A 26,088-nucleotide genomic window follows, 5' to 3' on the forward strand; every position below is an offset into this window, starting at 1 on the left:
CCATGAACTTCACTTCACTCGCCGCTGACCTGGTCATGCAGGATTTGGTCGATTGCCTGCTGGCTGAAGATTTCTTTGGTCGCGAGCCATTGCGCCTGCAGGACAGCAGCCAATGGCAACTGCGCCATCCACAGGCTCCGCAACTGGTGGAGCAGGGCAGTGCGCAGCAAATCTGGGAATGGTGCTGCGATGATTCGGAGCAGCGCTTTATCAGCATCGCGTTGCGCGCCGGTATTACCCAGCAATGGGAAAAAGTACCCGGTACGCCGGTACTGGGGCGACAGGACGAGCGCTGGACGCAGTTGTCGCCGGAAGACTTCATGAAGTGGGTGTTCGCCGGCAAGGCAACGCTGCTTCAGGACAGCGAGCGCCAGGACAACGAAAAGGGTATCGCGCTGTTTCTCGAGGTATTGCGTATCAGTGTCTGGCAGACCGCGCTGTCGCTGGACCACAAAGTCGACGAGCAGAACCTGATGGCTCAGGACGGCGCAACGTTCTTCAGGACCATGGAGCAGTGGGCGTCGCTGCGTGATCGCCCGTATCACCCGCTGGCCAAGGCCAAACAAGGCTTGAATGAACAGGAATACTTACACTATCAGGCCGAGTTCGCCCGGCCGGTAGCGCTGAACTGGGTGGCGGTCGACAAGACCTTGCTGCAATGCGGCGACGGCGTAGAGGACTTGAACGCATCGTTTCCGGCCCGCTATCTGCTGCCCGAGCACCTGCAAGCGGAGCTTGACCAGGAGATGCAGACGCGTGGCATTGCCGGCAGCCATGTTGCGCTGCCGGTTCACCCGTGGCAGTTCGAGCATGTTCTGCAGGCCCAGCTGGGCGATGCGTTCGCCAAGGGCGATTGCCAGCGGCTTGACTTCAATCAGGCGCAGGTCCACGCCACTTCGTCGCTGCGTTCGATGACACCGTGCTTCAACAGCGCTGACTACCTGAAGCTGCCCATGGCAATTTATTCGCTCGGCGCTTCGCGTTACCTGCCAGCGGTCAAAATGATCAACGGCGGGCTGAGCGAAAAACTGCTGCGCCAGGTGGTCGACAAGGATCAAACCCTGGGCCGTTCGCTGCACTTGTGCGACGAGCGCAAATGGTGGGCATTCATGCCGCCGCAAGCCACGTTGTTCGACGAAGGGCCTCGGCATCTTTCGGCGATGGTGCGCGGCTATCCGGCCGCCTTGCTCGATGATCCGGAGTGCCGCCTGCTGCCCATGGCGGCACTGGGCACACCGCTACCGGGGAGCAATCGGCATTTCTTCGACGAGTGGATGGACTATCGCGACCTGCCGCGCAATCAGGCTTCGGTACTGACACTGTTTCGCGAGTTGAGCCACAGTTTCTTCGACATCAACCTGCGCATGTTCCGCCTGGGGATGCTCGGCGAAGTGCATGGCCAGAACGCGGTCATGGTCTGGAAAGCCGGACAGGCGCAAGGGCTGTTGTTGCGTGACCACGACTCGTTGCGTATTTTCGTGCCCTGGCTGGAGCGCAACGGCATGCACGACCCGGAGTATCGCATCAAGAAAGGTCATGCCAATACGCTTTATCATGACCGTCCCGAGGACTTGCTGTTCTGGCTGCAGACACTGGGTATTCAGGTAAACGTGCGGGCAATCATGGATACGCTGGCGCAGGTGTATGACGTGCCTGTCACAGCGCTGTGGACCGTATTGCGTGATGTTCTGGATAATCTGATCACAACCATCGAATTTGACGACGAGGCGCGTGGCATGATCAGGCAACAACTGTTCGAAGCCCCCAACTGGCCGCAGAAACTTCTGCTGACACCCATGATCGAGCGCGCGGGCGGTCCGGGCAGCATGCCGTTCGGCAAGGGCGAAGTGGTCAACCCGTTCCACAGGTTACGCCGTGCAACCTGACCGAACCCTGCATCCTTCGCGGCGCACAGTGTTGCGCCTTTCGCTGGGGTTACTGGCGCTGCCTGGCATTGCCCGGGCAGCGCCGCTACGCGTTGTCACCCTGTTTCAGGGGGCGTCCGATACTGCCGTGGCTCTGGGCGTGACGCCTTGCGGCGTGGTGGATTCGTGGAGCGAAAAACCGATGTATCGCTACCTGCGCCCGGCGCTGGCGGCGGTACCGCATGTGGGTCTGGAAACCCAGCCGAGCCTTGAAGATATCGTGCTGCTCAAGCCGGACCTGATCGTCGCCTCACGCTTTCGTCATCAGCGCATTGCACCGTTGCTGGAACAGATCAGTACGGTACTGATGCTTGAAGAGGTGTTCGAATTCAAGCGCACCCTGGCGATGATGGGTGCGGCCCTGCAGCGTCAACAACTGGCCATCGCGCTGCTCGGGCAATGGCAACAGCGTGTGGCAGCGCTGCGTGGCCAGTTGCAGGCGAAGTTCACCGGACGCTGGCCAATCACCGTGTCGGTGCTCGACATTCGCGAAGACCATATCCGTAGCTATCTGCCGGCCAGCTTTGCTGGCTCGGTGCTCAGTGAACTGGGCTTTGCCTGGACGCCCGCGGCCCGCCAAGCCACGGGCGTGTCCCTTAAACTCAGCAGTAAAGAGAGTTTGCCTGTGGTCGATGCGGACCTGTTCTTCGTCTTTCAGCGCGCGGACAGCACCGCCGCGCAACACACTTACGACAAGCTGGTACAGAACCCGTTCTGGCAACAGTTGCGGGCAGTACGCGACGTTCAGGTATGGCGCGTCGATGCCGTCGCCTGGAGTCTGTCCGGCGGCATTCTGGGCGCCAACCGCATGCTTGATGAAATCGCTCGCGTGGCGCTGGCGGATAGCGCCTCATGACGGCTGCGGTAAAACTGGGCCTGGGGCTGTTGGTACTGGTAGCGTGCATGGGGCTGAGTCTGGCCACCGGGGCCACCTGGATATCGCCCGCTGCCATTGTGCGAAGTGCCTGGCAGCCCGATGCGCTGAGCGCTATCGAGCACGTGCTGCTCGACACACGGCTGACACGCACCCTGATGGCCGTCGCAGTGGGCTCTAGTCTGGCGGTTGCCGGGGCGCTGATGCAGGCGCTGACGCGCAATCCGCTGGCATCGCCTGGCCTGTTCGGCATCAATGCCGGCGCGACGTTTGCCATCATCGCCTGTTCGTCGCTGCTTTCACTGTCGTCCATGAGCCAATGGCTGTGGTGCGCGTTCATCGGCGCTGCGGTGGCGGGCACGATCGTCTGGGTCATCGGCAACCGGGGGCAGGGCAGCCTCAATCCATTGCGCATCGTATTGGCTGGCGCAGCGATCACTGCCTTGTTTACCGCATTCAGTCAGGCCTTGCTGGTGGTCAATCAGGACGGTCTGGATACCGTGCTGTTCTGGTTGGCTGGCTCCTTGTCGGAGCGCGAACTGAGCACTGCTGCGCCGCTGCTCTTCTGCGTGGTCATGGGGCTTGTCGGCGCACTGGTGCTGGCTGGGCAGGTCAATGTGCTCAACACCGGGGAATCCATCGCGACGGCTTTGGGACAGCGTACGGGGCTGATTCGCCTGATGATGAGCGTGGTGATCATTGCCCTGGCAGGCAGCGCCGTGGCGCTGGCGGGCAGTATCGGCTTCATCGGTCTGCTGGTGCCGCACATGGTGCGCAAGACGCTGTCCATCGACCATCGCTGGCTGCTGCCCGGCTGTGCGTTGCTGGGCGCGACGCTGTTGTTGCTGGCCGACACCCTGGCACGAGTGGTGATTGTCCCTCAGGAAGTGCCGGTGGGTGTAATGACTGCGCTGTTTGGTGCGCCGTTTTTCATTGCGCTGGTTCGGCGGGGGGCGCGCTATGGATAAGCATGTCACCGTGCGCTACCGGAGCTTTTCCCGGCAGTTCAGCCTGACAGTGTTGACGCGTTTGCTTACGGGTCTGGCGCTGACGCTGCTGGTTGCCTTGATCTCGCTGGCGGTGGGCAAGATCAACCTGTCGCCCACGACCCTGCTGAGTGTTTTTACCGGCCAGGCGGACGCCAGCCTGGTGTTCATCGTTGAACAACTGCGCATGCCCCGGCTCGCACTGGCCGCACTGGTCGGTGCGGCCCTGGCGGTGTCCGGGCTGATCCTGCAAAGCATCATTCGCAACCCGCTGGCCTCACCGGATCTGTTAGGCATCACCAGCGGTGCCAGCGCCGCCGCCGTGTTGTACCTGTCATTCTTCTCGGCTGCACTGGGCGCGCAGTTTCTGCCCCTGGCGGCGATCTCCGGCGCAGGCCTCGCGGCGCTGGTCATTTATCTGCTGGCCTGGAATCAGGGCGCTTCACCCTTGCGTATGGTGTTGATCGGGGTAGGGGTGTCGGCTTTGCTGGCTGCGGTCACCACGTTCATTCTGGTGTTCAGCCCGTTGACCACCACCTTGTCGGCTTATGTCTGGCTGACCGGTAGCGTGTATGGTGCCAGTTGGCCGGAGCCCCGCGCGCTGGCCGGCTGGCTATTGTTGACGTTGCCGCTGCTGGCGCTGCTCGCCCGTCAGGTGCGCATGCAGCAACTGGATGACGCGCTGGCCCAGGGCATCGGCGTGCGCGTGCAATGGTTGCGTGCCGGTTTGCTGCTGGTGAGCGTGGCGCTGGCCGGCCTGGCGGTCGCCTGGGGCGGGGCGATTGCCTTTGTCGGGCTGATAGCGCCTCATATCGCCAAACGCCTGATGCCGCCGGGGTTCGTCGGTCAGGCGCTGATGGCGGCGCTGATCGGTGCCAATCTGGTGATGCTTGCCGATCTGGCCGGACGCACGCTGTTCCTGCCGCTGGATCTGCCCGCAGGGATTTTTGTCGCGGTGCTGGGCACACCGTTTTTTCTGTACCTATTGATCAACCAGCGGCATTAAGGAATTACGGATGGCGTCAATCGCAACCCACGACCTGACCCTGAGTTACCAGCGGCAGGTGATCATCGACAGCCTTGATCTGCAGCTACCCGCAGGCCAGGTGACCGTGCTGATCGGCAGTAACGGTTGCGGCAAAAGCACCTTGCTCAAATCCCTGGCGCGCCTGCTCAAACCCCAGCAAGGCACCGTCGTACTCAACGGTGCCGACATTCACCAGAAGTCCACTGCGACTGTCGCGCGTGAACTGGCGATTCTGCCGCAGATGCCCAGCGCACCGGAAGGCATCAGCGTACGGCAATTGGTGGCGTTGGGGCGTTATCCCTATCAGAACTGGATGCAGCAATGGTCCGCCGAGGATGAAGCCATGGTCGCACGGGCTCTGGCGCAGACCGGCATGCAGGAACTGGCCGACAGACCTGTCGATGCCCTGTCAGGTGGTCAGCGTCAGCGCGCATGGATCGCCATGACCCTGGCGCAGGATACCGACATTGTATTGCTGGACGAACCGACGACCTTTCTCGATCTGGCTCATCAGATCGAAGTGCTGGACCTCTTGCGCGACCTGAATCGGCAAGAGGGCAAGACCATCGTGATGGTCCTGCATGACCTGAATCTGGCCTGCCGTTACGCCGATCACATGGTCGCTGTCCACGAACGCAGCGCCTTTGCCCAGGGACGTCCGGCGGACATCCTCAGCGAGGCGCTGGTCAAGCAGGTCTTCGGCCTCAACTGCCGGATCATCGCCGATCCATTCTTTGGTACGCCGCTGTGCATTCCCTTTGGCCGGGAACTGCCGCAATGAGTCTGGCGCAGGCGTTCAGCGAGTCCGAGTGGGCGTTGCTGTCCGGGGCGCTGCGGCTCAGGCCGGCAGGTGAACACGATCCGCGCTCACTCCCGGCCCGAGCGCTGCTGGACGACGCCGTCTGCGAGCAATTGCTCGGCGTGCTGGGGCCGGTGATCGGTTCTCCGACCCAGGCAATCACCGCGTCATTGCTGGCCAAGCGCTTTTCCTTCCTCAGCACCGGTGCCTGTCTGTACGCGATGTCGGTCTACGACAAGGGCCTGGCCCTGTCGCTGGACAATAGCGTGGTTGAATACGCGCACGATAACGGCCTTTGGACCTCTTCAATGCCCTTGCTCGATACAACGCCTGTGGGTTACGCACCGGGGGCTCGTGAGGCGTGGCGTGATGTGCTCGTCGCCACCCTGTTCCGCGACCTGCTTCAGCCGCTGTGGGAAACCTTCAACCGTGTCACTGGCATTTCCCGACGCATTTTGTGGGAAAACACCGCAGTACGTGTCTATTCGCTGTACGACAAGCGCATGGACACGGTTGAAGACCTGGTGATCCGGCAGCGCTGTGAAGCCGATTTCGACTGGCTGCTGCATCAGGCCGATCCGGCGCTGTTCGGCCTGACCTACAACCCGCTCAAACACTTCCGCCGTCCACCGATTGTGCTCGAAGGCGAAGGCAAAAGCGTCCGTTTTCGGCGTACCTGCTGCTTCTATTATGACGCCAGCAACCCTGTCGAGTATTGCTCGACCTGCCCGTTACTGAGGCCCAAAAAATGTCGATGAACAAGCAGATCGCCCACCGCCAGCAACAGCTCAGCGACGCGGTCATAGAGCAATACCGTGATGTTGCCGCGTCAACCATTGGCCATCTGACCGACGTGGGTTACCTGCGTGGGATCAGACCGCTGTTCGAGGGTGCCAGACTGGTCGGCAACGTTGTCACGGTCAAACTGCAGCTGCCCGACGGCAGCATCCTGCGCGACGCTTTGCTGAACAGCCTGCCCGGGGATGTGCTGGTGATTGAATGCGTCGGCGACGAGCATTGTGCCTGCTGGGGCGAACTGCGCACCCTGGCCGCGCTCATCAAGGGGCTTGCCGGCGTCATCATCTCGGGTACGGTTACCGACGTCGCCGCCTTGCGCGAACATCGTCTGCCCGTGTTCAGCCGGGGAGTCAGCGCAATGACGACGCGCAGTCTCGGGGAAAGCGGCGAGCTCAATGGGCTGATCAATGTAGGCGGCGTGGATGTAAAGCCGGGGGATATCGCAGTCGGGGATGATGACGGGGTGTTTATCCTGAGTCCGCAACAGGCGAACGAACTGTTACCCGAGTTGCTTGGCAAGGAGAGTGCGGACAGAAAAAGACGGGCGGAGTTGCTCGACAGACTTAAGGGGCAGCAGCCGGAAATCAGAAGTCGGCAATGACAATATGTTTAATATTTGGATCCTAATATCGACAATCAGACAATAGGCAGGCCATTTACGTATTAAGTTCGCCGGCACTGCTCAAGATTGCGGTTCGATGACCGATGCAGATTGCAAACCCAAACTGTCCCGGATAGCCGCAATGTTCAATTCGCATTTGAAAAATACCAATAAGGCATTGGAGCGCCGCCTCGCCATGCTTGAGCAAGCAGGGCAAATCCTCAATCTGGAGACAGTCGCCGTCGTTCTGGATGGCACGGGCAAGGTACAGACCGTCAACGCGTTGTTCGAGACGGAGATGAGCTACGCCCAAGCAGAGCTTGTCGGACGCAACCTGTCTGAACTGAGCCCGCCGGAACTGAGCGGTGACGTTCACCAGAAACGCGCGTTGACCGCGATTCGCGACGGCAAGCATTTCAGCGGCACGTTGCGCCTAGTCAGCAAGGCCGGATCGAGGGTGTGGCTGAGAACCATTGTCGTTCCTTATAAAAATGAAACCGGCGGCGTCGAGCAGATCACCCTGTACTCGAGTGTTCTGACGCGAACCATTGAAGCCTCGCGTGAGAACGAGGCCCTGGTCAACGCACTGCAGCGCTCCACCGCCGTTATCGATTTCACCCTCGATGGCATTGTCATAGGCGCCAATGACAACTTTCTGAAGGCGATGGGTTACGAACTCAATCAGATAAAGGGCAAACATCACAAGATTTTCTGCCTGCCTGAAGAATCCGCTTCTGACGCGTATACCCAGTTCTGGGAAAGACTGCGCCGAGGTGAGTTTATCGTCGATCGTTTTCGTCGAGTTGACAAAGGTGGTCGTGATGTATGGCTGGAGGCGTCTTATAACCCGATTACCGACGCCAACGGCAAACTCTATAAAATTGCCAAGTTCGCGACGGTCATCACTGAACAGGTCGAGCGCGAGAAAGCCGTCGCCGAAGCATCGGAAATGGCTTATCAAACATCTATCGATACTGACAGCAGCGCGCAGCAAGGCCGAAAAGTCATCAAGGACACGCTGCATATGCTCGGCCAGCTGACCATTTCGATGGCAGAGGCTACACGAGGTATCGAAGCACTGGATTCGCAAAGTCAGGTGATTGGGACAATCATTAAAACCATCAGCGGTATTGCCGAACAAACCAACTTGCTCGCGCTGAACGCAGCGATTGAAGCCGCCAGGGCTGGCGAACAGGGCAGGGGGTTCGCCGTAGTGGCCGATGAGGTGCGCCAGCTGGCCTCCCGCACGACAAAAGCCGCGGAAGAAATCGTAAACGTCGTGAAGACCAACCAAAGCCTGGCTTCAGACGCAGTAGGCGTCATTGTGCGCAGCACCGAACAGGCTTCCGAGGCGCTGGTATTGGCCAACGACGCAGACCGTGTGATCCAGGAAATCCAGCAAGGTGCCAACACGGTAGTGCGGGCAGTCAGCCGGTTTGTGGACCAGCGCTCCAGTTAAGTGTGAACAGTCGGGTCGACTCAGGGGACACTAAAGGTGTGCTGCCCTGAGTCACTCACTGCGCAGTTAAACAGGAAAGGAAGTGTACTGATCTGTGCAGAGCCACCTGCGTATAAAAGTTTTAAATGAGTGTGTTTTATTAAATCGATGGGACAGCACTCGCGCAAGGCGCCCACTATCGGAATCACTGTGCTACTGCCTCAAGACTGATAGCCGGCTACCGATACCCTGCTTATAACCGTTGCACCCGCCGTCATTTCGAGCATCGTTATTATGACTTTCCTGCGCAGCCCACACATGGTTCGTAAGTACCTTTACACCTTGTTGTGGTTTTACGTGTTCTCTATTTTCCTGTTGGCCATCGCGTGGGAATTCGAACTTGAATCCGTCGCCATGGTCGCAATGGGCTTACCCTACGACCAGGACTTCGAAAACGCCGAGCGTTGGCGTTTTGTATTGACCTCGACAGGCTTTGCAGTGTTATCGATGGTTATACCGTTCATTCTTCTGAAACGCCTGATGCAACGGCTCCATAGCAGCTACAACGATTTGCTCGAGTCACAGGCGCTCAGCGAATCTCTGGCCCGCCACGATCCTTTGTCCGGCTTGCTCAATCGGCGTGTGTTTCACGAGCAACTGGTTGCACGCTTACGGCAGCCAGCGACACACACTGCGGTTTTTCTGATCGACCTGGATAAATTCAAGCTCATCAACGATACCCACGGGCATGCGGCGGGAGACGCGGCGATCTGCGCCGTTGCCGAAAGCCTGCGCGACGCCACTGTCGGGTGGCAGGCTTCCGTTGCGCGACTGGGTGGCGACGAGTTTGGCCTGGCGGTCAGCGGTGACTTCAGCCATGCCGAACTGGGGCCGCTCGCTGAAAACATTCTGGCCAAAATCGCGGCATCCAGCGTTGGCCTGCCGCGTGTGGTCCTGAGTGCAACCCTCGGCATTGCCATTGCGCCAATGGACGGCTCAGACGCCGACCTCTTGCTGCAACGTGCTGACAGCGCCATGTACCGCGGCAAGACCGGTGGCCGAGCCACATTTCATTTCTATGAAGTCAGCTTCGAGCGCGAGCAGCGCCTGCAGGAGCAGTTCGCGCGGGAACTCACCCTGGCTATCGAAGAGAAGGATATTCAACCGTTCTATCAGCCCATTGTCAGCCTTCCCGAGCAGCGCCTGTCCGGGTTCGAACTGTTGGCGCGATGGCTGCATCCGGAGCGTGGAATCATTCTGCCGCTTGACTTCATACCCGTGGCAGAACAGTTGGGGCTGATCAAGCCACTCACCGCGACCCTTTTGCTTCAGGCCTTCGATCAGGCACGCGCTTGGCCAAGCGACTTCACGCTGGCAATCAATGTCACCTCACTGATGATCGAAAGTCCCGACTTTCCGGACTGGCTGGAACAGTTGGCCAGCGAAGGAAAATTCCCGCTGAGTCGGCTTGAAGTGGAAGTGACGGAAAACGCTCTCGTCGCCAATGTCGACAGTGCCCGCCTGAATCTCGAACGTCTGCGCGCGATGGGCGTGAGCGTCGCCCTGGACGATTTCGGGACCGGCTATTCAGGGCTTTACCACCTGACCAAACTTGCCATCGATAAGATCAAGATCGACAGATCGTTCTTCGACACGACGCTCGAGAACCAGAACGAGATGGTCAAGGCCATCCTCGCTCTGGGGAAAAGCCTGCGGATGAAAATCACCGCCGAGGGTGTTGAGCACGAGCGACTGGCTGACTGGCTTGCCACTCATGAGTGCGACTTTGCCCAAGGTTACCTGTTCGGACGGCCCTTACCGTTGGCTCAGGTAACAGAGCTGCTGACAATGAGTGAGACTAAAGGGCCGGTCAGGGCGTTGGCGGTTCCTGGAAAATAAGGGGGATGTGCTTCAAGTCAGGCGCTCTCGAACTTCAATGCGGAACTTTGGATTCACCAGAGACGATGAGAGTTCTCTAGTGCTTGGCGCTCAATAAACCCTGCGGCTTTCTGCCAGTACAGCGAGCTGCGGCACCCTCTTGGAACTGTGATCGGGATTGGCGCCGATCGCGTCAACGTGAGGTGCTGCTGCGAATAAGGCGTTCCATTCACATATAAGCATTCCTTATTGTCGATGACTCATGGAGTATATGCGCATTTTGGCTGCCTCTATGAGGCAAGCGCTCGCAGCTTCAGGAGCCCGTGAATGAACATCGAGATTGAGGCGCTGATCGCCCGGAAGATCGGTTTCGCCTCTCACCAGAACGCCGTACCGCTGGTACGTGAACTAAGTATCTGGAACCAGGAAGAAACCGGTTTTGAAAACCTGACCCTGAGTTTAAGCACCGACCCCGATTTCGTAGAAAGCCGGACTTGGCATATAGATCGCATCCATGCAGGTGATCGCCTCAACATCTCCGAGCGCGATATCAAGCTTAATGCGGGTTATTTGGCCGGGCTGACTGAAAGCCTCAGCGCAGACGTGGTGATGCGCTTGTCCCAGGGCGACAACGTGCTCGTCGAGCAGCGCTTCCCTATAGAACTCCTGGCGCGAACAGAATGGGGCGGCTTGAGCGCAATGCCGGAGTTGCTTGCAGCTTTCTGCATGCCCAATGATCCCGCGGTAGATCGCGTACTCAAGGCAGCTTCACAGGTATTACGGCGCGCAGGCAAGAAAGATGGCATTGACGGCTATGAAAGCAAGTCGCGTACGCGAACCTGGGAGCTTGCCTCTGCCATTTGGTCAGGAGTGTGCAGCTTTCAGTTGAGCTATGCATTACCTCCGGCCAGTTTTGAGCAGCAGGGCCAAAAAGTCAGGCCTCCGAGTGTGGTTCTGGAAAACGGCGTGGCGACCTGTCTGGACACTGCATTGCTGTTTGCTGCGGCGTTGGAGCAGGCGGGCTTGAATGCTCTGCTGATCATGACCAAGGGACATGCATTTGCAGGCGTATGGTTGCAGCCTCAAGAGTTTTCCCAATTCTTGACCGATGAGGCGTCGGCAGTACGTAAACGCCTGGATCTGAAGGAAATGGTGGTCTTCGAAACCACCCTTTCTACCCAGACACCTGCGCCGGGGTTCTCCCAGGCCATTGCAGCTGCCGAGCGGCAACTCGATGATGAGCAGTTCATCATGGCCATCGATTTGCACCGTGCCCGGATGCAGAAGATTCGTCCGATGGCGCTCATATCAGTAACAGAAGGATCTGATGCGACAGCCGATGCTCCGCCCACTATTGAAGGACTGGAGGAGGCGCCGGCACTCCCGGGGTTCGATGTCGAAATAAATACCGACAGCGAAGGTCCTGCCGGCAAACTGACGCTGTGGCAACGCAAACTCCTCGATCTGACGACCCGCAACCGTCTCCTGCACCTCCCGGACAGCGCAAAAGGCGTACGCCTGTTGTGCCCCGATCCGGCAGCGGTTGAAGACCTTCTCTCCAGTGGTCAGCGAATTCGCGTGCTGCCGATGCCTGACCTGAAAAGCAGTGGCCGGGATGTGGCGCTGTACGAACAGCAGAATAATGAAAACCTGGTCGACGAAGTTGCTCGTCAGGCTCTTGCTCGTGGTGAAGTGCTCGCCGGGCTGGAAAACGTCAAACTTGAAGCCACCCTGATTGATCTGTTCCGAAAGGCGCGTAGCGATCTGGAAGAGGGCGGTGCAAACACACTGTTTCTGGCCATCGGCTTTCTCAAATGGAAGAAGAGTGCCGACGACCCGAAAACTTACTCCGCGCCCCTGATCTTGCTGCCAGTAAAACTTGAACGTAAAAGTGCCTTGTCCGGGGTAACGCTAAGCCTGCTTGATGAGGAACCACGTTTCAATCTGACGCTGCTTGAACTGCTGCGCCATGACTTCGAGTTGGTAATTCCCGGACTGGACGGCGAACTGCCCAGCGATGAAAGTGGCATTGATGTGACGGGTATCTGGAACATGGTGCGGCGAGCAGTGCGTGACGTGCCGGGTTTCGAGGTGAGTACCGAACTTGTGTTGGGAACCTTCTCATTTGCCAAATACCTGATGTGGAAAGACCTGAATGCCAACGCAGCACAGCTGCTGCAAAGCCCTTTGGTCAAGCATTTGCTGGACCCCGCTGAGGGCGATGAGGGCTTCTCCGGCTCAGACGAGTTTCCCAGACCAGAGCATCTGGACTCGTCAGTAACGCCCGCCACGCTTTTCGCCCCGTTGCCGGCCGACTCTTCACAGTTATCTGCCGTGGTGGCATCTGCCGGTACTCATAGTTTCGTCATGGATGGGCCTCCGGGAACCGGCAAGTCGCAAACCATTGCCAACATGATTGCCCACAATCTGGCCTTGGGCCGCCGCGTACTGTTCGTGGCAGAGAAGCGCGCGGCACTGGACGTGGTTTACCGTCGCCTGGCAGAACAGGGGCTGGGCGAGTTTTGCCTGGAACTGCATTCAAGCAAGGCCTCTAAAGTTGAAGTACTCAAACAACTGGACCGCGCCTGGGACGTCAGCGACGCATTGAGCGCCGACGAATGGGAGCGTGAAGCCACTCGTTTGCAGACACTGCGTTCGCGACTCAACGAGCTGGTCGCGGTACTGCACCGACGCTGGAGCAACGGGCTCTCCCTGCATCAGGCGATTGGTCGTGTGGTTCGTGATCATGGCCCTCAAACACCCAGGCTGACCTGGCCATCAGACACGCAGCATGATGCTGCCGAGTACAGCCAGTTGCTGGATCTGTCGCGCCGGTTAGGCCTGAACGGTGATGCCGCACGTAATTTGTCAGGCAAATTCGGCGCTCTGGCGCAGACTCAGTGGTCGAACGCCTGGCAGGCACACATTGCGAATGCCGCACGTGAGCTGCCGCAGGCCCTTGACGCGCTGAATGCGGCGAGTGAAAGGCTTCTTGTCCTGACGCACCTTGACTTGCCTGTAGCCGAAGTGGCGCAGGTTCAGCACCTTGGCGAATTGGCGACTCTGGTCGTGGAGTCCTATGGACTGAACCTCTCATTCGCTTTTGCACCCGACGCCGTCGCGCGTATTGAAGCCGCCCGGCGCGCGTGCCAGTTAATCGAAAGCTATCGAGAGCTTGAGGAAGGTCTGTCGCTGGATTATGCGGACGAAGCCTGCCGTCGCATTCCCGTTGAGGCGATGCGCAGCGAATGGCGAGATGCCGAAGGAAAGTTCTGGTTCCTGGCGACTTTCGCCAAGAAAAAGGTCGCGAAGAAGCTGGCCTCTTCAGGTGGCGCAGCAGGCCTGCCGGACACGCTTGGCGACCTGGCGATTTTCGAGCGCCTGCACGCGCAACTGAACGAACTGGATACATTGGCCGGCAGCCTGCAATCGATCCCGGGCTGGCAGGGCCTGACCAGTGACGTGTCACAGATATTTCGTGCAGCCTCAATGGCTGAACGTCTGCGCGGGCTGATAAGCGGTCTGGCCCAATCACCGGACCACCTCGTTTCGCTACACGGTGCCGTCGCGCGACTGGTCGTTGAGGCGAACGAAATGTTGGCGCCGGGCGGGCAAATCGGCGTAGCGTTATCAGCCTTGCAACAGGCGTTGTCTCGCTATGAAGACGCCGCTCGACTGTTTGCCGAATTATCTGCAGCCGGTACAGATACACAACCGAGCGTTGGCGTGTTGAGGGCTACTTCGCTCTCAATCCAGCAACAAGAAGAGCAGCTCAAGGCATGGTGCGATTGGTGCCGGGTTCGCGAGCAGGCTGGTGAGGCTGGGTTAGCCAGTCTGGCGCGTGCGCTCGAGGCAGGGAGTCTGTCACCTGCAGCAAGCGAGGAAACCTTCATCACGGCCTATGCCCATTGGTTCGCTACGCAGGGTATAGACGGCGAACCTCTGTTGCGGAATTTTGTGGCTGCCGAGCACATGAGTGATATTGCGGCTTTCGTTCGTCTGGACGACGAAATGGCGAAACTGACGGTGCGTTACATCCGGGCCAAACTGTGTGGCTTGATCCCCTCCAAAAATGACATACCCAAGAGCAGCGGCTTTGCCATTCTCAAACATGAATTGCAGAAGTCTCGCCGGCACAAACCTGTCAGGCAACTGGCTGTCGAAATGGGCGACGCGCTGAATCGCCTGGCGCCTTGCATGCTGATGAGCCCGCTGTCGATTGCGCAATTCCTGCCCGCCGATCAACCGCCTTTCGATCTGGTCATTTTCGACGAGGCTTCGCAGATTGCTCCATGGGACGCAATCGGTTCGATAGCTCGCGGCAGGCAAGTGGTTATCGCGGGTGACCCGCGTCAAATGCCGCCGACGAACTTTTTCAACCGTGGCCCGAATGCCAGCGACGACGATACCGCGGAAGACATGGAAAGCATTCTGGACGAATGCCTGGGAGCAGGGGTGCCGAGCCACAGTCTGAGCTGGCACTACCGGAGTCGCCATGAAAGCCTGATTGCCTTCTCCAATCATCGTTACTACGACAGTAATCTCATTACCTTTCCGGCAGCAGAGACTCGCGCGAGTGCCGTCGAGTGGCGCAGGGTTGACGGTGTTTATGCAAAAGGCAAAGGGCGCTACAACCAGGCTGAAGCCGAAGCCATTGTCAGCGAGACAGTCAGGCGCCTTACCGATCCCGCGTTCGTGGCTGCTGGCCATTCGATCGGTATTATCACGCTCAACTCCGATCAGCAAAAACTGATCAATGATCTGTTGGACAATGCCCGCAAGCAGTACCCGCAGATCGAGCCGTTTTTTCAGGACACACAGACCGAGCCGGTTGTCGTCAAGAATCTGGAGACAGTCCAGGGCGATGAGCGCGACCTGATTATGCTCGGGATAGGCTACGGTCCTACCGAGCCCGGCGCGCAGGTTATGTCCATGAACTTCGGTCCCCTCAACAAGGACGGCGGCTGGCGCAGGCTTAACGTGGCGATCACCCGGTCTCGCCGAGAAATGTTGGTGTTCTCATCCTTTGATCCTTCAATGATCGACCTGAACCGCACCAATGCCCGCGCAGTCCGTGACTTGAAGCATTTCATAGAGTTTGCCCAGCGCGGACCAAAAGCTTTGGCCGAGGCGGTACAAGGCTCGGTCGGTGGTTACGACTCGCCGTTCGAGGAGGCAGTCGCTCAGGGCCTGAGGCGTCTTGGGTGGCAAGTGATTCCGCAGATCGGAGTCTCTCGTTTCCGCATTGATCTGGGAATTGTTCATCCCGATCGTCCGGGTGACTATCTGGCTGGCGTCGAATGCGATGGTGCTACCTATCACAGCGCTGCCACTGCTCGGGATCGGGACAAGGTCCGCGGAGCAATTCTCAGCGGTCTCGGCTGGAATCTGGTGCGGCTATGGTCCACGGAATGGTGGGTAGACAAAGAGGGAGCATTGCAGAGGCTGAATGCAGCGTTGAACGATCTTTTGGCTCAATCCCGGAAGGAGACAGCAGACCCACTAAACGAACAGCCAACGCCCCACTGATGGAACGCTAAAGCGCCCGCCGAAGCGTAATCCGGGTCAATTCCGAAGGTTTGCCAAGACGAATGGCAAACCCGGGCCAGAGTGCGGTGCCGTTGTTGACGTACAGTTGCATCCCGCCCACATCATAAAGCCCGGATACGAATCCGCCGTTGGCCAGGGCCAGCAGCCGGTGTAGACCGAAGATCATGCCGCCATGGGTATGCCCGGAGAGTTGCAGCGCTATGCCGTGAGTCGCTGTTTCCTCGGCGTTTCTGGGTTGGTGGTCGAGCAGGATGATCGGTGTGTCTTTCGCGATGCCTGCTATGGCTTTCTGCAGGTCTGGCGCAGGGAAGCCGGTTTTCGGCGCCGTGACATCGGTGACGCCGGCCAGAGCGATGCGTGCACCGTCGTGCTCGATCAGCGTGTGGCTGTTGGCGAGAGGGATCATGCCCAGCGAGACGAAGTGCTGCATCCACGCCTGGTTATCGAAAAAGTACTCATGGTTGCCGGGGATGACGTACACGCCATCCGGCGCACGCAAATCGCGCAGCGCCTCGATATCCTGCTTCCGGTCGTTGAGCGAGCCGTCGATGAGATCGCCGGTGATGACGATCAGGTCAACCCCCAGCGCATTGGACTGCTGCACCACAGCCCGGGTCCAGGGCGCATCGAACAGGCGGCTGATGTGCATGTCCGTCAGTTGCAATACCTTGTAGCCCTCGAATTGCGGAGGCAGGTTTTTAATCGCGATCTGGATGTCTTTCACTGGCGGCACGCGCACGGCCTGCTGGACGCCGATGGCCGCCAGCACCAAGGCAGCCATACCGATGAAATAACGCAGATTGGCCGGAATGCTCAGCGTCTGCCGGCGCACCAGCATCGTCAGCAATGTGCCGATGTCGACGATGATTTGCAGTACCGCAAGCAACAGGATCGCGCCGAACGCCCAGTTGAACAGCATCACGATGTAGCGTGGAAATTCCGGCGAGAACACGCTGCCGGAGGAAAACCGGCAATACAGATGATATTGCGAGGCAAGGACAAGCAGCACCGCAACGGCGATTTTCGCCGATAACGCCCATGGCATCGGCCATAGGAATCGGGCGATGACGTACAGGCAGGGCATGCTGAACATGACATGAAACATTAACGTGCTCCGTTGGCGATATCGATGAAGTGGATAACTGCGTCAACGGCACGGGCAGTAATGAGGTCGATCTGGTCCTGCCGAACGCCGCCCGTTGCAGCGTATTGGTGAGCAGGGATGCTGGAGGTCATGGTGCCGAGGCGGAATGCCGATACGAGCAGACCGTGCTGCCAAGTTTCTTGCAACGCGCGCCGATTGTCGAGCTGACGTGCTTTTGCCGGCATTGCACGGCTCGAAACCGGTCTGAAACCGTCGCTTGATTGCAGCTGTCAGGCGGCACTCGACGGCTTATCCCTGCCGCGAGCCATCTCTCGAAACAGCCTGGGCGACATACCGAATGTCGATTTGAACTGCCTGCTGAAATGCGAACTGCTGCCGTAGCCCCAGGCATAGGCGATATCGGTCAGTGAACGATGGGCATGCTCATTGCTGCGCAACTCTTCGGCGCAACGCGACAGGCGTCGTTGCCAGATATATTCACTCATTACCTCTACAAAGGGGCCGCCCACCGTGCACGGGCGGACACAGACATCGGTCAGAACGTATGAACGTAACGAACCTGCACCATGTAATCTGCGCGTGAGCGGTTCTCGACGCCGGTTTCTTTGTAGGTGTTCAGCCAGAACGCCTGCGGTTCGCTTATTTTCCAGAACAGGCCAGGTCCGATGCCGAGTACTTTTTCCCGGGAGTCACTCAAGCGGCTGCCATTGACCTGATCATCCGATATCTGCCTGAAGTAGTAGCCGTTGATGCCGACGGAAACCTTGGGGAACACTTCATACGACGCGGTGAAGTTGGCCCACGCCGACTGGCCGGATTGGGTGTTGCGCACTGACTGTCCGTCGAAAAACTGTTGCCAACTGCTCGCCGGGTCGTCGTTCTTGAAGTTGTACAGGTAGTTGAGGCGCCAACTCATTTCCCAGCGCGGCGCAGGCATCCAGGTGGCCGCCCAGTAGGGGTTCAGCGAGAAATGATTAGAGCCAGGGTTCAGGTCTTTGTGCTTGTCGTATTTGCCCGTGGGCACGATGGTATCGAAAGCCACACGCTGGACGAAAACCGGCCTTCCGTGGGCGTTGATTATTGGGTCGAACTGCACCTGAGGCCCGACCGTAACGTCGCCCAGCCCCGCGCCGTTGTCTTTGAGTGTGGCACCGTTGTCACCGAAGTCACCGTCCAGAGAGACCACCGGCACCAGCAGACTCCAGCCCAGGTGCGCACCACCACCAATGCTCTCTGGCGAGTAATAGCTCAACTGATTGATCATCGTGACAACATTGATCTTCGGGTCTTCGAAGGCGCTGTTGTCTTTGCCGCCGTTGGTTCTGATGCTGCTTGCCGTGCTGAACTTCAGATAGGTCTGATGCGTCAGGCCAGGCGGTCCGGCAAAACCGTCGTAAAAGCTCGTGCCGCCCAGATTGATACCACTGGGCTGGCTGACCGAGGGCGGAGGAGGGCCATCTGCTGCGTGGGCAACGAACGGCATGAAGCTAAGCACCAGGCAGGCTGGCAAGGATATTTTCAGTGTCATCGGCGCGGCTCTATTTTTGGAGTTGTGAGCAGAAGGCTTCGCTTGGCACCTCGACTGTAATCACCGGGTTATCGCAATACTTGAGTGGGGCGGCCAGAGTTGACTGAGAGCGCCAGGATGGCGGAGAGGGTGCCCATAAATAAATATATGTATGGATGTATTACGCATCTTAATCGCAAAAAGCCATCTCTCAATTGACGCTGCAGCAGCGGCTCATGGTTAATAGCTTCAACGCTATCAACGAGAGTTCGCCGCCATGCTCAGATCCCTGTCTCGTAAAACCGTAGTACTTCAGGCCATCGCCGGTCTGGCGTTTCTCGTGGGTACCAACCTGGCAATGGCCGGGCAGACCTTGCGTCTGGCCCATGCCTCCAGCTCCGACAGTCTGATCAACCAGGCGATGACGCGTTTTGCCGCCGAGGTCAGCGCCGAGACGAAAGGTGAATTGAACGTACAGGTCTATCCGGACGGCCAACTGGGCGACGAAGCGCCTATCGTCGACTCGGTCGGCGCCGGTGCCATCGACATTGGCCTGGGCGGCTCGACCGACGGCATCGATCCACGCCTGAATGCATTGTCACTGCCATTTCTGTTCGAAGATTCTGTCGCCGTGCATGCCTACCTCGATAGCGAAGCCGGCAAGAAATTTCTGAGCATGGGCCAGGACCACGGTTTCGTCATGCTCTCGGCACTGGACTCGGGTTTTCGTCAGTTCGCCAACAGCAAACACCCGATATTGCAACCAGCGGACCTTAGCGGCCTGAAAATACGCACGCCGCCCAACCCGGTCATTCTGGCAACCATCAAGCAATTGGGCGGGCTGGGGCAGTCGATTCCGTTTGGCGAGGTCTATACCTCGCTGCAATCGGGTGTAGTGGACGGGGTCGAGCCTGAACTGCGCGACTTTCATGATCAGAAGTGGTACGAGGTCGCCAAGTATGTCTCGCTCTCGAACTACGTGTGGTCGGCAAACTTCTGGTTCATCAACAAGGATAAGTATGAAAGCCTGAGCACAACGGAGCGGGCGGCTCTCGACAAGGCGGTGGTCGACACCACCGCCTGGTATCGCTCACAGCTGGAAGCGGTGTACAGCAAAATCCAGCAGGAAATGCAGAGCAAGGGCGTGAAGTTCAACGACGTCAACCCTCGGCCGTTTCGCGAGCTGAGCAATCCGGTCTATACGCAGTTCGGCAAGATCTGGGGCGAAGACTTCGTCAGCCAGCTGCGACACGACGCGCAAGGCGAGTGACGCCATGTCTATCAGCCCGCATCCCGACCAACCACCCAGCAGCCTGGCTGAACGCTGCCTTGCTGTATTCGGCGCGTTGATGTTCGCCGTCACCTTTCTGTCCATTCTGGCGGGCGTCTTCTCCCGCTACCTGAACCTGCATGGCTTCGAATGGTCGTTCGAGATCGCCACCATCGGGTTTATCTGGGTGACGTTTACTGGCGCGGTGATCGCTGAAATGAGGCAGGAGAACGTGCGATTCCAAGGCTTGGCAGGCATGCTGCCGGCCGCTCTGCAAAAGGCCCTGGATGCCTTTGCGAGCGTGGCTTTGCTGGGAATCAGCGCGTGGCTGCTGAGCAGCGGTGTGGCATTTATTTCACGCACAGGCTGGATGCCGACCCCGGTGCTGCGCTGGCCGGCAGGACTGAGTTCACTGGCGCTGATCAGCGCTGCCGCAATGCTCGCGATACTGGCCGTTGTGCGCCTGGCACGGCTGATTCGCAACGGAGTACGCCCATGACCGTGCTGATTCTCTTTCTGGCGTTTTTCTGTTTGTTGATGGCTGGCCTGCCCGTCGTCTGGGCGATGGCCGGTGGCAGTATCGCGGCTTTGCTATGGGGCGATCTGCACATGCCGCTGGCCTGGCTCGCCCAGCAGACACTGCGCGGTGCGGACTCATCCACCCTGGCCTCGATTCCGTTGTTTCTGCTGGCCGGAGAATTGATGAACCGTGGCGGCCTCACGCTGCGCATCATGCGCGTTGCAGAGCATTGCTTCGGACGTTTGCGTGGTGGACTCGGACTGGTGAACGTGGCCACTGCGTTCGTTTATGGCGGCCTGACCGGCTCGGCCACGGCCGATACCGGCACCGTTGCCAAGGTCATGATTCCGGTGATGGAAGCGCGAGGCTACCCTCGTGCCTTCGCCGCGGCAGTCACCGCTGCTTCCGGAACGCTGGGTATTATCGTGCCACCGAGTGTCATCCTGATCATGTTCGGCGTGCTGACCAATACGTCTATCGGCGGTCTGTTCATGGCCGGCGTGATCCCCGGCCTGATGCTCGCCGCAGTCTTCATGCTGACCGCTTATATAGTAGGGGTTCGCGAGGGCTTTCCAAAAGCCGAAGGCAAGATGGACTGGGGCCTGTTCCTGCGTGATACCGCCGGCGCGCTACCAGCATTGCTGATGCCGTTCATGGTGTTGGGAACGATAGTGACCGGCTTTGCCACGGCCACTGAAGCAGCCTCTTTGTCGGTTCTTTACGCGCTGTTCGTCGGCACCATCGTCTACCGCCAATTGCGCTGGCGTGACCTGTTCCCGGCCGTGACCGAAGCGGTCACCACAACTGGCTCGGTAATGATCATCATGGCCGTGGCGATGCCGTTCGGCTGGATTCTGACCTTCGAACTGGTACCGCATACCGTAGCGACCTGGATCGTCGGCCTGCATACCGGACCGCTGATCACCATATTGCTGGTAATTCTGGTGCTCAAGGTCGTTGGCTTCTGGCTGGACCTGGGCCCGGCGATGATTATCCTGGCCCCCATTCTGGTTCCCGTTGCCAAGGCGGCAGGTTTCGAGCCCTACCAGATCGGTCTGATCTTCACCATGACCCTGGGCTGGGGGCTGTTCACTCCGCCTATCGGAACCAACATCTTTGTGGTGTGCAATGTCGGGCGTATTGATATCGGCTCCGTCTCACGACGATTGATACCGTTCTGGATCGCTACGGCATTTGCCATCGCCTTGCTCGTGTTTTTCCCGAATCTGACCCAATGGTTGCCCCGCGTCATGGGCTATTGATCCCTCCCATTTCCTGAGAAAAAAGATGAAACATTTGATCGGTGGAATTTCCAGCGGCGGCCGCGCTTTGCCTGAAATCGATGGCCAGGTCTTCAATGTCACGCGTTCCAGTGGCCCATGGCTGTGGGACAGCGAGGGGATTCGCTACGTGGACACGGCAATGGGCTTCGGTGCAACCATGCTCGGTCATGCCCAGACGCAGGTCATGGCTGCAGCCAGTGCTGCGATGATCAATGGCCCGATGCCGTCCTTCGCCCACGCAGACGAGGAGGCTGCGGCGGCGGCGTTGGCAGCGTTCACCGGCGATCTCAGCCAAGTGATATTCGTCAATACCGGAAGCGAAGCGGTGCACCTGGCCTGCCGGACTGCCCGCGTCGCGACGGGCCGCCAGCGTATCGTCAAGTTCGCTGCCGGCTATGACGGCTGGTACGACTCGGTCGCCTTTGGCAACGCCGGACAGGCATCGGCCCTGATGGCCGGTACGCAGCGTCCGGAAAGGGACGGTGTACTGCTGCTGCGCTACAACGATTTTGCCGACGCCGAGCAGCTGTTTCGCGACTACCACGACATTGCCGCTCTGGTGCTGGAACCAGTGCTGGCCAATGCGGGTTGCATCGAACCTGCAGCCGGGTACTTGAAATACCTCAGCGATCTGGCCCACCGCAACGGCGCGCTCATTATTCTGGATGAAGTGCTGATGGGGCTGCGCCTGTGCCCGGGGCTGACCGGCACGTTGCTGGGTGCCGAGGCCGACCTCGCCACGGTCGGCAAGGCCATCGGCAGTGGTATTCCCGTCGCTGCACTGGTCGGAAAGCCCGAATACATGGGTTTGTTCGAACAGGGGAAAATCGTCCGTGCCGGTACTTACAGCGGAGCGCCGCCGGCCTGCGCCGCAGTACTGGCAACCCTCAAGCAACTGGCCACTGCGGACTATCCCGCACTGCTGAGACGCGGCGATCAGTTGCGCGCGCAACTGGTGGCAGCCTTTGCCAACAAGGGCATGGCGGTAAGCAGCACGGGTTACGGGTCGGTGTTCACCTTATGGCCGTCGGCAGTCCCGCCCAAAGACTACGCTGATGCAGCGCAAATGGCTGACAGTCGCTGGACGCTGGCCTTGCACAAGGCGCTGCGTCGGCAGAGGGTCATGAGCATGCCGTTTGCTTTCGGCCGCACCTACCTGACCTTTGCCCATCAGGAGCAGGCATTGCAGGCCTTGCTGGAAGGCTACAAGGCGGCCATCGCCTCGCTTTGAATCGTGCCTTTAGAAGTGACTTGTGAGCTGTTTTCCGAGAGGCTTTCGGCCTTGAAGCAGTCGCGAACGAAATGTGCCAGGCGGCGCGTGTTCAGCAGGGCATGTTCGGGCACTACAAGCTCCAGCTCGATGCTCGGCAGCTCGGGCAATTGCTCGCAGTGCAGAATGCGCCAGCCGGACGGCACGACCGAAGCGGGTAATACCGTCACCGAGGTGCCCAATCGAACCGAATGCATGACGCCCGGGAGATGGGATGACGAACTGACCACTCGCCAGGGCGTGCCTAGCAGATCCAGCGCCTCGATGATCTGCGGACGCGCCCGGCAGCTGTCGGTAAACAATGACAGCGGCACAACCTTCTGTTGCTCGGGAAAATGCCCCGGCGCTGCGCACCACAACATCGGCTCGCACCGGAGTAACTCACCCTGTACCTTGGTGTTGGCGCGGGTGATGATCGCCAGGTCGATGCTACCTTCCGTAATCATCGCCTCGAGGCGAGAAGAAAAATCACAGATGATTTCCACCTGCAGATGCGGGTGGCGCAGGGCGAACGCCTGCATCAGCTCGCACCCCAGTGACTCCAGGTAGTCATCCGGCATGCCGATACGGACGCGGGCAGCCTCCTGCCCGCAATCCAGCGCGGCAAGCGCTTCATCCTCAAGCATCTGGATGCGCCGGGCATAGCCGATCAGCCTTTCGCCATGCTCCGTCAACGTGACGCCACGGCGAGAGCGCTCCAGCAGCTTGCGCCCGACCCTGGCTTCCAGTCGTCCCAGCATCAGACTTACCGCTGCCTGGGTCTTGCCGATACGCTCACCGGCGTTGGTAAACCCGCCGCAGTCGATGACAGCAACAAAAGCGGCAAGGCAATCGGTATCGAGATGGCGCATGGGAAGACCTCGGGTGAAACGTGATGGCAGATAACCATGCATGTTCCATTCCGTTTACACAGATGGGGCAACCTAACGGTTTCGGGCCGCCTGACCTTTCAGCTGGCGCTGCGCTTCCCAGCACTGATAGTGGTCGGTCAGCGTTTCGGTGATCGAGCGATACCTGACTCCCAGATCATTCACGCTGCGCTGGTTATCCACGCTGAAACGGATGCCCAGATGCTTGCTCAGGTAAGCCTGAGTGAGCCCGAACATCGGACCGATCAAGCGCACGAGCACATTGGGGATCTGATAGCGGGGCAGCAGCCAGGGACGTCGATGCAGACGTCGCACAATGCCGGCGATCTCCACGAAAGAGATCATTCGTTGTTCGGCAAGGATGTAACGTCCATGAGCGTCAGCCTTGTTGGCCGCGGTGATATGGGCTGTCGCCACATCCCGGACGTCGACCGTCGTAAGGCTCAGGTCGGGCATCCCGCAAAAGAAGTAGCCACGGAACATCTCATCCAGCAGGAAGAGGCTTCCGGACTCCGAGGCGGGTGTCAGAGACGGGCCCAGAATCATGCCGGGATTGATCGTCACCAGGCTCCAGCGGCTCTGCGCTTCGCAGATTCGCCACGCCTCTTTCTCGGCTTCGACCTTGGCGTAATGGTAGGGATTGGTCTTGAGTGTGCTGCTGGTATTGAAATACTCCTCGGTGAGGGTCTTGTTGCTCATCTGCAGCACATCGATGTAGTCACCAAAGATTGCCCCGACCGTGGAGGTCATGACCACGCGCATCACGCTGGGGGTTTTATCGACGCTCTGCAGGACATTCCGAGTGCCCTGCAGTGCGGGCTCAAGCATCTCCCGGCGACCGTCTTTTATTTTATCGGGCAACAGGAAAGGTGACGCCACATGATGGACCACGCTGCAGTCGCGCATGGGCGCATCAAATGCGCCCTCTGCCAGAAGGTCCGCCTCGAACAGATAAAGCCTGCCCGGATACTGCTTTTGCAGCGTCCGCAAAGGCAGCACTTTTGCCTCGTTGGCGAGATTGCGCACGGTGGTATTGACGGTAATACCGCTGGCGAGCAATTGCTGAATAAGGTGGCAGGCAACGAACCCGCCACCTCCGGTAACAAGAACTCGATCGGTCATGGCAGCCCATCTCTTGTTTGATTGGTTATGCAGAGCAGGGCTACGTTAAACAATCGTTTACAGAACGATCAGGGCTGAACCGGACGCGAAAGGGGGCGGCGATGGACTTCCGTCAATACGCTGTAGACTGCGGATCACGCGAAACATCAGGGCGATGTCGGGCGCTGGATATCTTTGCGGAACTGCTGCATCTCGTGCCTGGCCTCTCGCGGCGTTACCCCGGTCCAGCGCTTGAATGCCCGGCGAAAATCACGAATATCACTGAAGCCGGTTTCGCTGGCCACGTCGATCAGCTTCGTTTCGCGGTGACTCAGCAGTGACAGTGCCTTTGCCCGGCGCAGTGAATCGATGACGCCCTGATAAGACTGTCCGGCTTCATCCAGACGCCGCCTCAAGGTGCGCTCGCCTATATTGAGTTGCTGCGCGAGTTCATTGAGTGACGGCGGCGCGCAGAGCCGCTTGCGTATTTCCCGTTGCACGGTTTCGACAAGATCAGACGTGCCTTTATCTTCCCAGTTTGCGCTGTCCAACAACTCGGCCACTTCGGCCGCGACGAAATCGTCACGCGTGACTAATGGCGTTTCCAGCCAACGGGCGTCGAACTCGATCAGATTATGCGTACCGGCGAATACCACCGGGCAGCGGAACACTTCCTTGTACCGATGCGCGTGCTCGGGCTCCGGGTATTCAAGTTCCACACGACTGGGAACCAGATCATGACGGCCACTCAGGTGCCGAACGATCGCCATCGCGCTGGCGAACGCCTCTTCCAGATAGAAACCGATTACATCGGGGTCGAAGAACTGCGGCACGATATACGTCAGGCAACGCCCCTCGTGAAACTCCATACGGTGGGAGAGCAGGGCGCCGGCGTGTTTCTGATAGCGGATGGCCAGATTGAGCGCATCGCCCAGCGTCGGGCTGGCCTGCATGCCCAATCCGACGATACCCCATGACACGGCCGTCTGGCGCTGGCCGACCGACAACCCCAAGCCATCATCGCCCAACTCCGAAAGGGTCCGGCGCACCAGCAGGTTGCTTTGCCGGTGCGACAGTAAATAACCCGATTTCTTCAGGTCATCAGGCGCGAAACCCAGGCCACGGCACAGCCACTGGGTATTGACGCCACGATCGGTCGCGTACTGCAGAAGCATACGCGATACCTGTGGCGGGGCAGAGGCTTCGGAGAACAGTGGGTCGGCAATGAGCTTCATATTGATCCAGACCTTCACGTGCAGGTATTTTTGTCCCATCGAATCACAGCAT

General features: G+C 59.0%; 19 protein-coding genes and 3 pseudogenes. 15 read left to right on the forward strand and 7 right to left on the reverse strand.

What is annotated here, in order from left to right; all coding sequences use genetic code 11:
- Nucleotides 1-2: 2 nt before the first annotated feature.
- The 11 genes and pseudogenes from BT119_RS18850 (at nucleotide 3) to BT119_RS18895 (ending at nucleotide 15,855) form a co-directional block, all read left to right on the forward strand.
- Nucleotides 3-1,886 (forward strand): IucA/IucC family protein, encoded by a 1,884-nt coding sequence (locus BT119_RS18850; protein ID WP_003433969.1) that lies wholly within the window; start codon nucleotides 3-5, stop codon nucleotides 1,884-1,886.
- Nucleotides 1,876-2,781, forward strand: a complete 906-nt coding sequence (locus BT119_RS18855) for an ABC transporter substrate-binding protein (protein ID WP_054081418.1) — start codon at nucleotides 1,876-1,878, stop codon at nucleotides 2,779-2,781. Before BT119_RS18850 ends, BT119_RS18855 begins: the two co-directional genes overlap by 11 nt.
- Nucleotides 2,778-3,767: a FecCD family ABC transporter permease gene (locus tag BT119_RS18860; protein ID WP_054081417.1), complete on the forward strand. Its 990-nt coding sequence runs from the start codon at nucleotides 2,778-2,780 to the stop codon at nucleotides 3,765-3,767. The genes BT119_RS18855 and BT119_RS18860 overlap by 4 nt, the downstream gene beginning before the upstream one ends.
- A complete protein-coding gene (locus BT119_RS18865) occupies nucleotides 3,760-4,791 on the forward strand; it encodes a FecCD family ABC transporter permease (protein WP_003433965.1) in 1,032 nt (343 codons plus the stop codon). Before BT119_RS18860 ends, BT119_RS18865 begins: the two co-directional genes overlap by 8 nt.
- A gap of 10 nt (nucleotides 4,792-4,801) precedes the next feature.
- Complete coding sequence (locus BT119_RS18870) at nucleotides 4,802-5,593, forward strand: ABC transporter ATP-binding protein (RefSeq protein ID WP_003372869.1); 792 nt, start codon at nucleotides 4,802-4,804, stop codon at nucleotides 5,591-5,593.
- Nucleotides 5,590-6,369, forward strand: coding sequence for an IucA/IucC family C-terminal-domain containing protein (locus tag BT119_RS18875; protein WP_003433964.1), 780 nt, complete (start codon nucleotides 5,590-5,592; stop codon nucleotides 6,367-6,369). The genes BT119_RS18870 and BT119_RS18875 overlap by 4 nt, the downstream gene beginning before the upstream one ends.
- Nucleotides 6,360-7,010: an RraA family protein gene (locus BT119_RS18880; protein WP_003433962.1), complete on the forward strand. Its 651-nt coding sequence runs from the start codon at nucleotides 6,360-6,362 to the stop codon at nucleotides 7,008-7,010. Before BT119_RS18875 ends, BT119_RS18880 begins: the two co-directional genes overlap by 10 nt.
- 196 nt (nucleotides 7,011-7,206) lie before the next feature.
- A pseudogene (locus BT119_RS27925) lies at nucleotides 7,207-7,929 on the forward strand (PAS domain-containing protein); the annotation flags it as partial.
- A gap of 111 nt (nucleotides 7,930-8,040) precedes the next feature.
- Nucleotides 8,041-8,469: pseudogene (locus tag BT119_RS27930) on the forward strand (methyl-accepting chemotaxis protein); the annotation flags it as partial.
- Between the two features lie 273 nt (nucleotides 8,470-8,742).
- Nucleotides 8,743-10,347: a putative bifunctional diguanylate cyclase/phosphodiesterase gene (locus tag BT119_RS18890; protein WP_072366626.1), complete on the forward strand. Its 1,605-nt coding sequence runs from the start codon at nucleotides 8,743-8,745 to the stop codon at nucleotides 10,345-10,347.
- Between the two features lie 306 nt (nucleotides 10,348-10,653).
- Nucleotides 10,654-15,855, forward strand: a complete 5,202-nt coding sequence (locus BT119_RS18895; protein ID WP_072366628.1) for a DUF4011 domain-containing protein — start codon at nucleotides 10,654-10,656, stop codon at nucleotides 15,853-15,855.
- A 7-nt stretch (nucleotides 15,856-15,862) separates the two neighbouring features.
- Here BT119_RS18895 and BT119_RS18900 read toward each other — a convergent pair whose 3' ends face one another.
- The 4 genes and pseudogenes from BT119_RS18900 to BT119_RS18915 form a co-directional block, all read right to left on the reverse strand.
- On the reverse strand, nucleotides 15,863-16,981 hold the full coding sequence (locus BT119_RS18900) for a metallophosphoesterase (RefSeq protein WP_003372883.1): 1,119 nt from the start codon (nucleotides 16,979-16,981) through the stop codon (nucleotides 15,863-15,865).
- Nucleotides 16,981-17,205 carry a hypothetical protein gene (locus tag BT119_RS18905; protein ID WP_054081409.1) on the reverse strand — a complete coding sequence of 75 codons (225 nt, stop codon included), beginning with the start codon at nucleotides 17,203-17,205 and terminating at the stop codon, nucleotides 16,981-16,983. Before BT119_RS18905 ends, BT119_RS18900 begins: the two co-directional genes overlap by 1 nt.
- Before the next feature lie 45 nt (nucleotides 17,206-17,250).
- Nucleotides 17,251-17,466, reverse strand: a pseudogene (locus BT119_RS18910) (helix-turn-helix domain-containing protein); the annotation flags it as partial.
- A gap of 50 nt (nucleotides 17,467-17,516) precedes the next feature.
- Complete coding sequence (locus BT119_RS18915) at nucleotides 17,517-18,509, reverse strand: SphA family protein (protein ID WP_072366630.1); 993 nt, start codon at nucleotides 18,507-18,509, stop codon at nucleotides 17,517-17,519.
- 256 nt (nucleotides 18,510-18,765) lie between these two features.
- On the opposite strand from BT119_RS18915, the gene BT119_RS18920 reads away from it, so the two are divergent.
- The 4 genes from BT119_RS18920 to BT119_RS18935 are packed head-to-tail and all read left to right on the forward strand — an operon-like array spanning nucleotide 18,766 to nucleotide 22,792.
- Nucleotides 18,766-19,758, forward strand: a complete 993-nt coding sequence (locus BT119_RS18920; protein WP_072366633.1) for a TRAP transporter substrate-binding protein — start codon at nucleotides 18,766-18,768, stop codon at nucleotides 19,756-19,758.
- 4 nt (nucleotides 19,759-19,762) lie between these two features.
- Entirely contained in the window at nucleotides 19,763-20,257 is a 495-nt protein-coding gene (locus tag BT119_RS18925; RefSeq protein ID WP_003372892.1) for a TRAP transporter small permease, read from the forward strand.
- On the forward strand, nucleotides 20,254-21,540 hold the full coding sequence (locus BT119_RS18930; RefSeq protein WP_054081406.1) for a TRAP transporter large permease: 1,287 nt from the start codon (nucleotides 20,254-20,256) through the stop codon (nucleotides 21,538-21,540). Before BT119_RS18925 ends, BT119_RS18930 begins: the two co-directional genes overlap by 4 nt.
- Before the next feature lie 25 nt (nucleotides 21,541-21,565).
- Nucleotides 21,566-22,792, forward strand: a complete 1,227-nt coding sequence (locus BT119_RS18935) for an aminotransferase class III-fold pyridoxal phosphate-dependent enzyme (protein WP_044308104.1) — start codon at nucleotides 21,566-21,568, stop codon at nucleotides 22,790-22,792.
- On the opposite strand, the gene BT119_RS18940 is transcribed toward BT119_RS18935, so the two are convergent.
- The 3 genes from BT119_RS18940 to BT119_RS18950 all read right to left on the reverse strand — a co-directional run bounded on the left by BT119_RS18940 (nucleotide 22,765) and on the right by BT119_RS18950 (nucleotide 26,036).
- A complete protein-coding gene (locus tag BT119_RS18940; protein ID WP_042931183.1) occupies nucleotides 22,765-23,682 on the reverse strand; it encodes a LysR substrate-binding domain-containing protein in 918 nt (305 codons plus the stop codon). The genes BT119_RS18935 and BT119_RS18940 overlap by 28 nt on opposite strands.
- A 72-nt stretch (nucleotides 23,683-23,754) precedes the next feature.
- Nucleotides 23,755-24,822 carry an NAD-dependent epimerase/dehydratase family protein gene (locus BT119_RS18945; RefSeq protein WP_072366635.1) on the reverse strand — a complete coding sequence of 356 codons (1,068 nt, stop codon included), beginning with the start codon at nucleotides 24,820-24,822 and terminating at the stop codon, nucleotides 23,755-23,757.
- A 146-nt stretch (nucleotides 24,823-24,968) separates the two neighbouring features.
- Nucleotides 24,969-26,036, reverse strand: coding sequence for an AraC family transcriptional regulator (locus BT119_RS18950; protein ID WP_003372903.1), 1,068 nt, complete (start codon nucleotides 26,034-26,036; stop codon nucleotides 24,969-24,971).
- Nucleotides 26,037-26,088 lie beyond the last annotated feature (52 nt).

The sequence above is a fragment of the Pseudomonas sp. NFACC10-1 genome, assembly GCF_900119195.1.
Classification (GTDB): Bacteria; Pseudomonadota; Gammaproteobacteria; order Pseudomonadales; family Pseudomonadaceae; genus Aquipseudomonas; species Aquipseudomonas cerasi.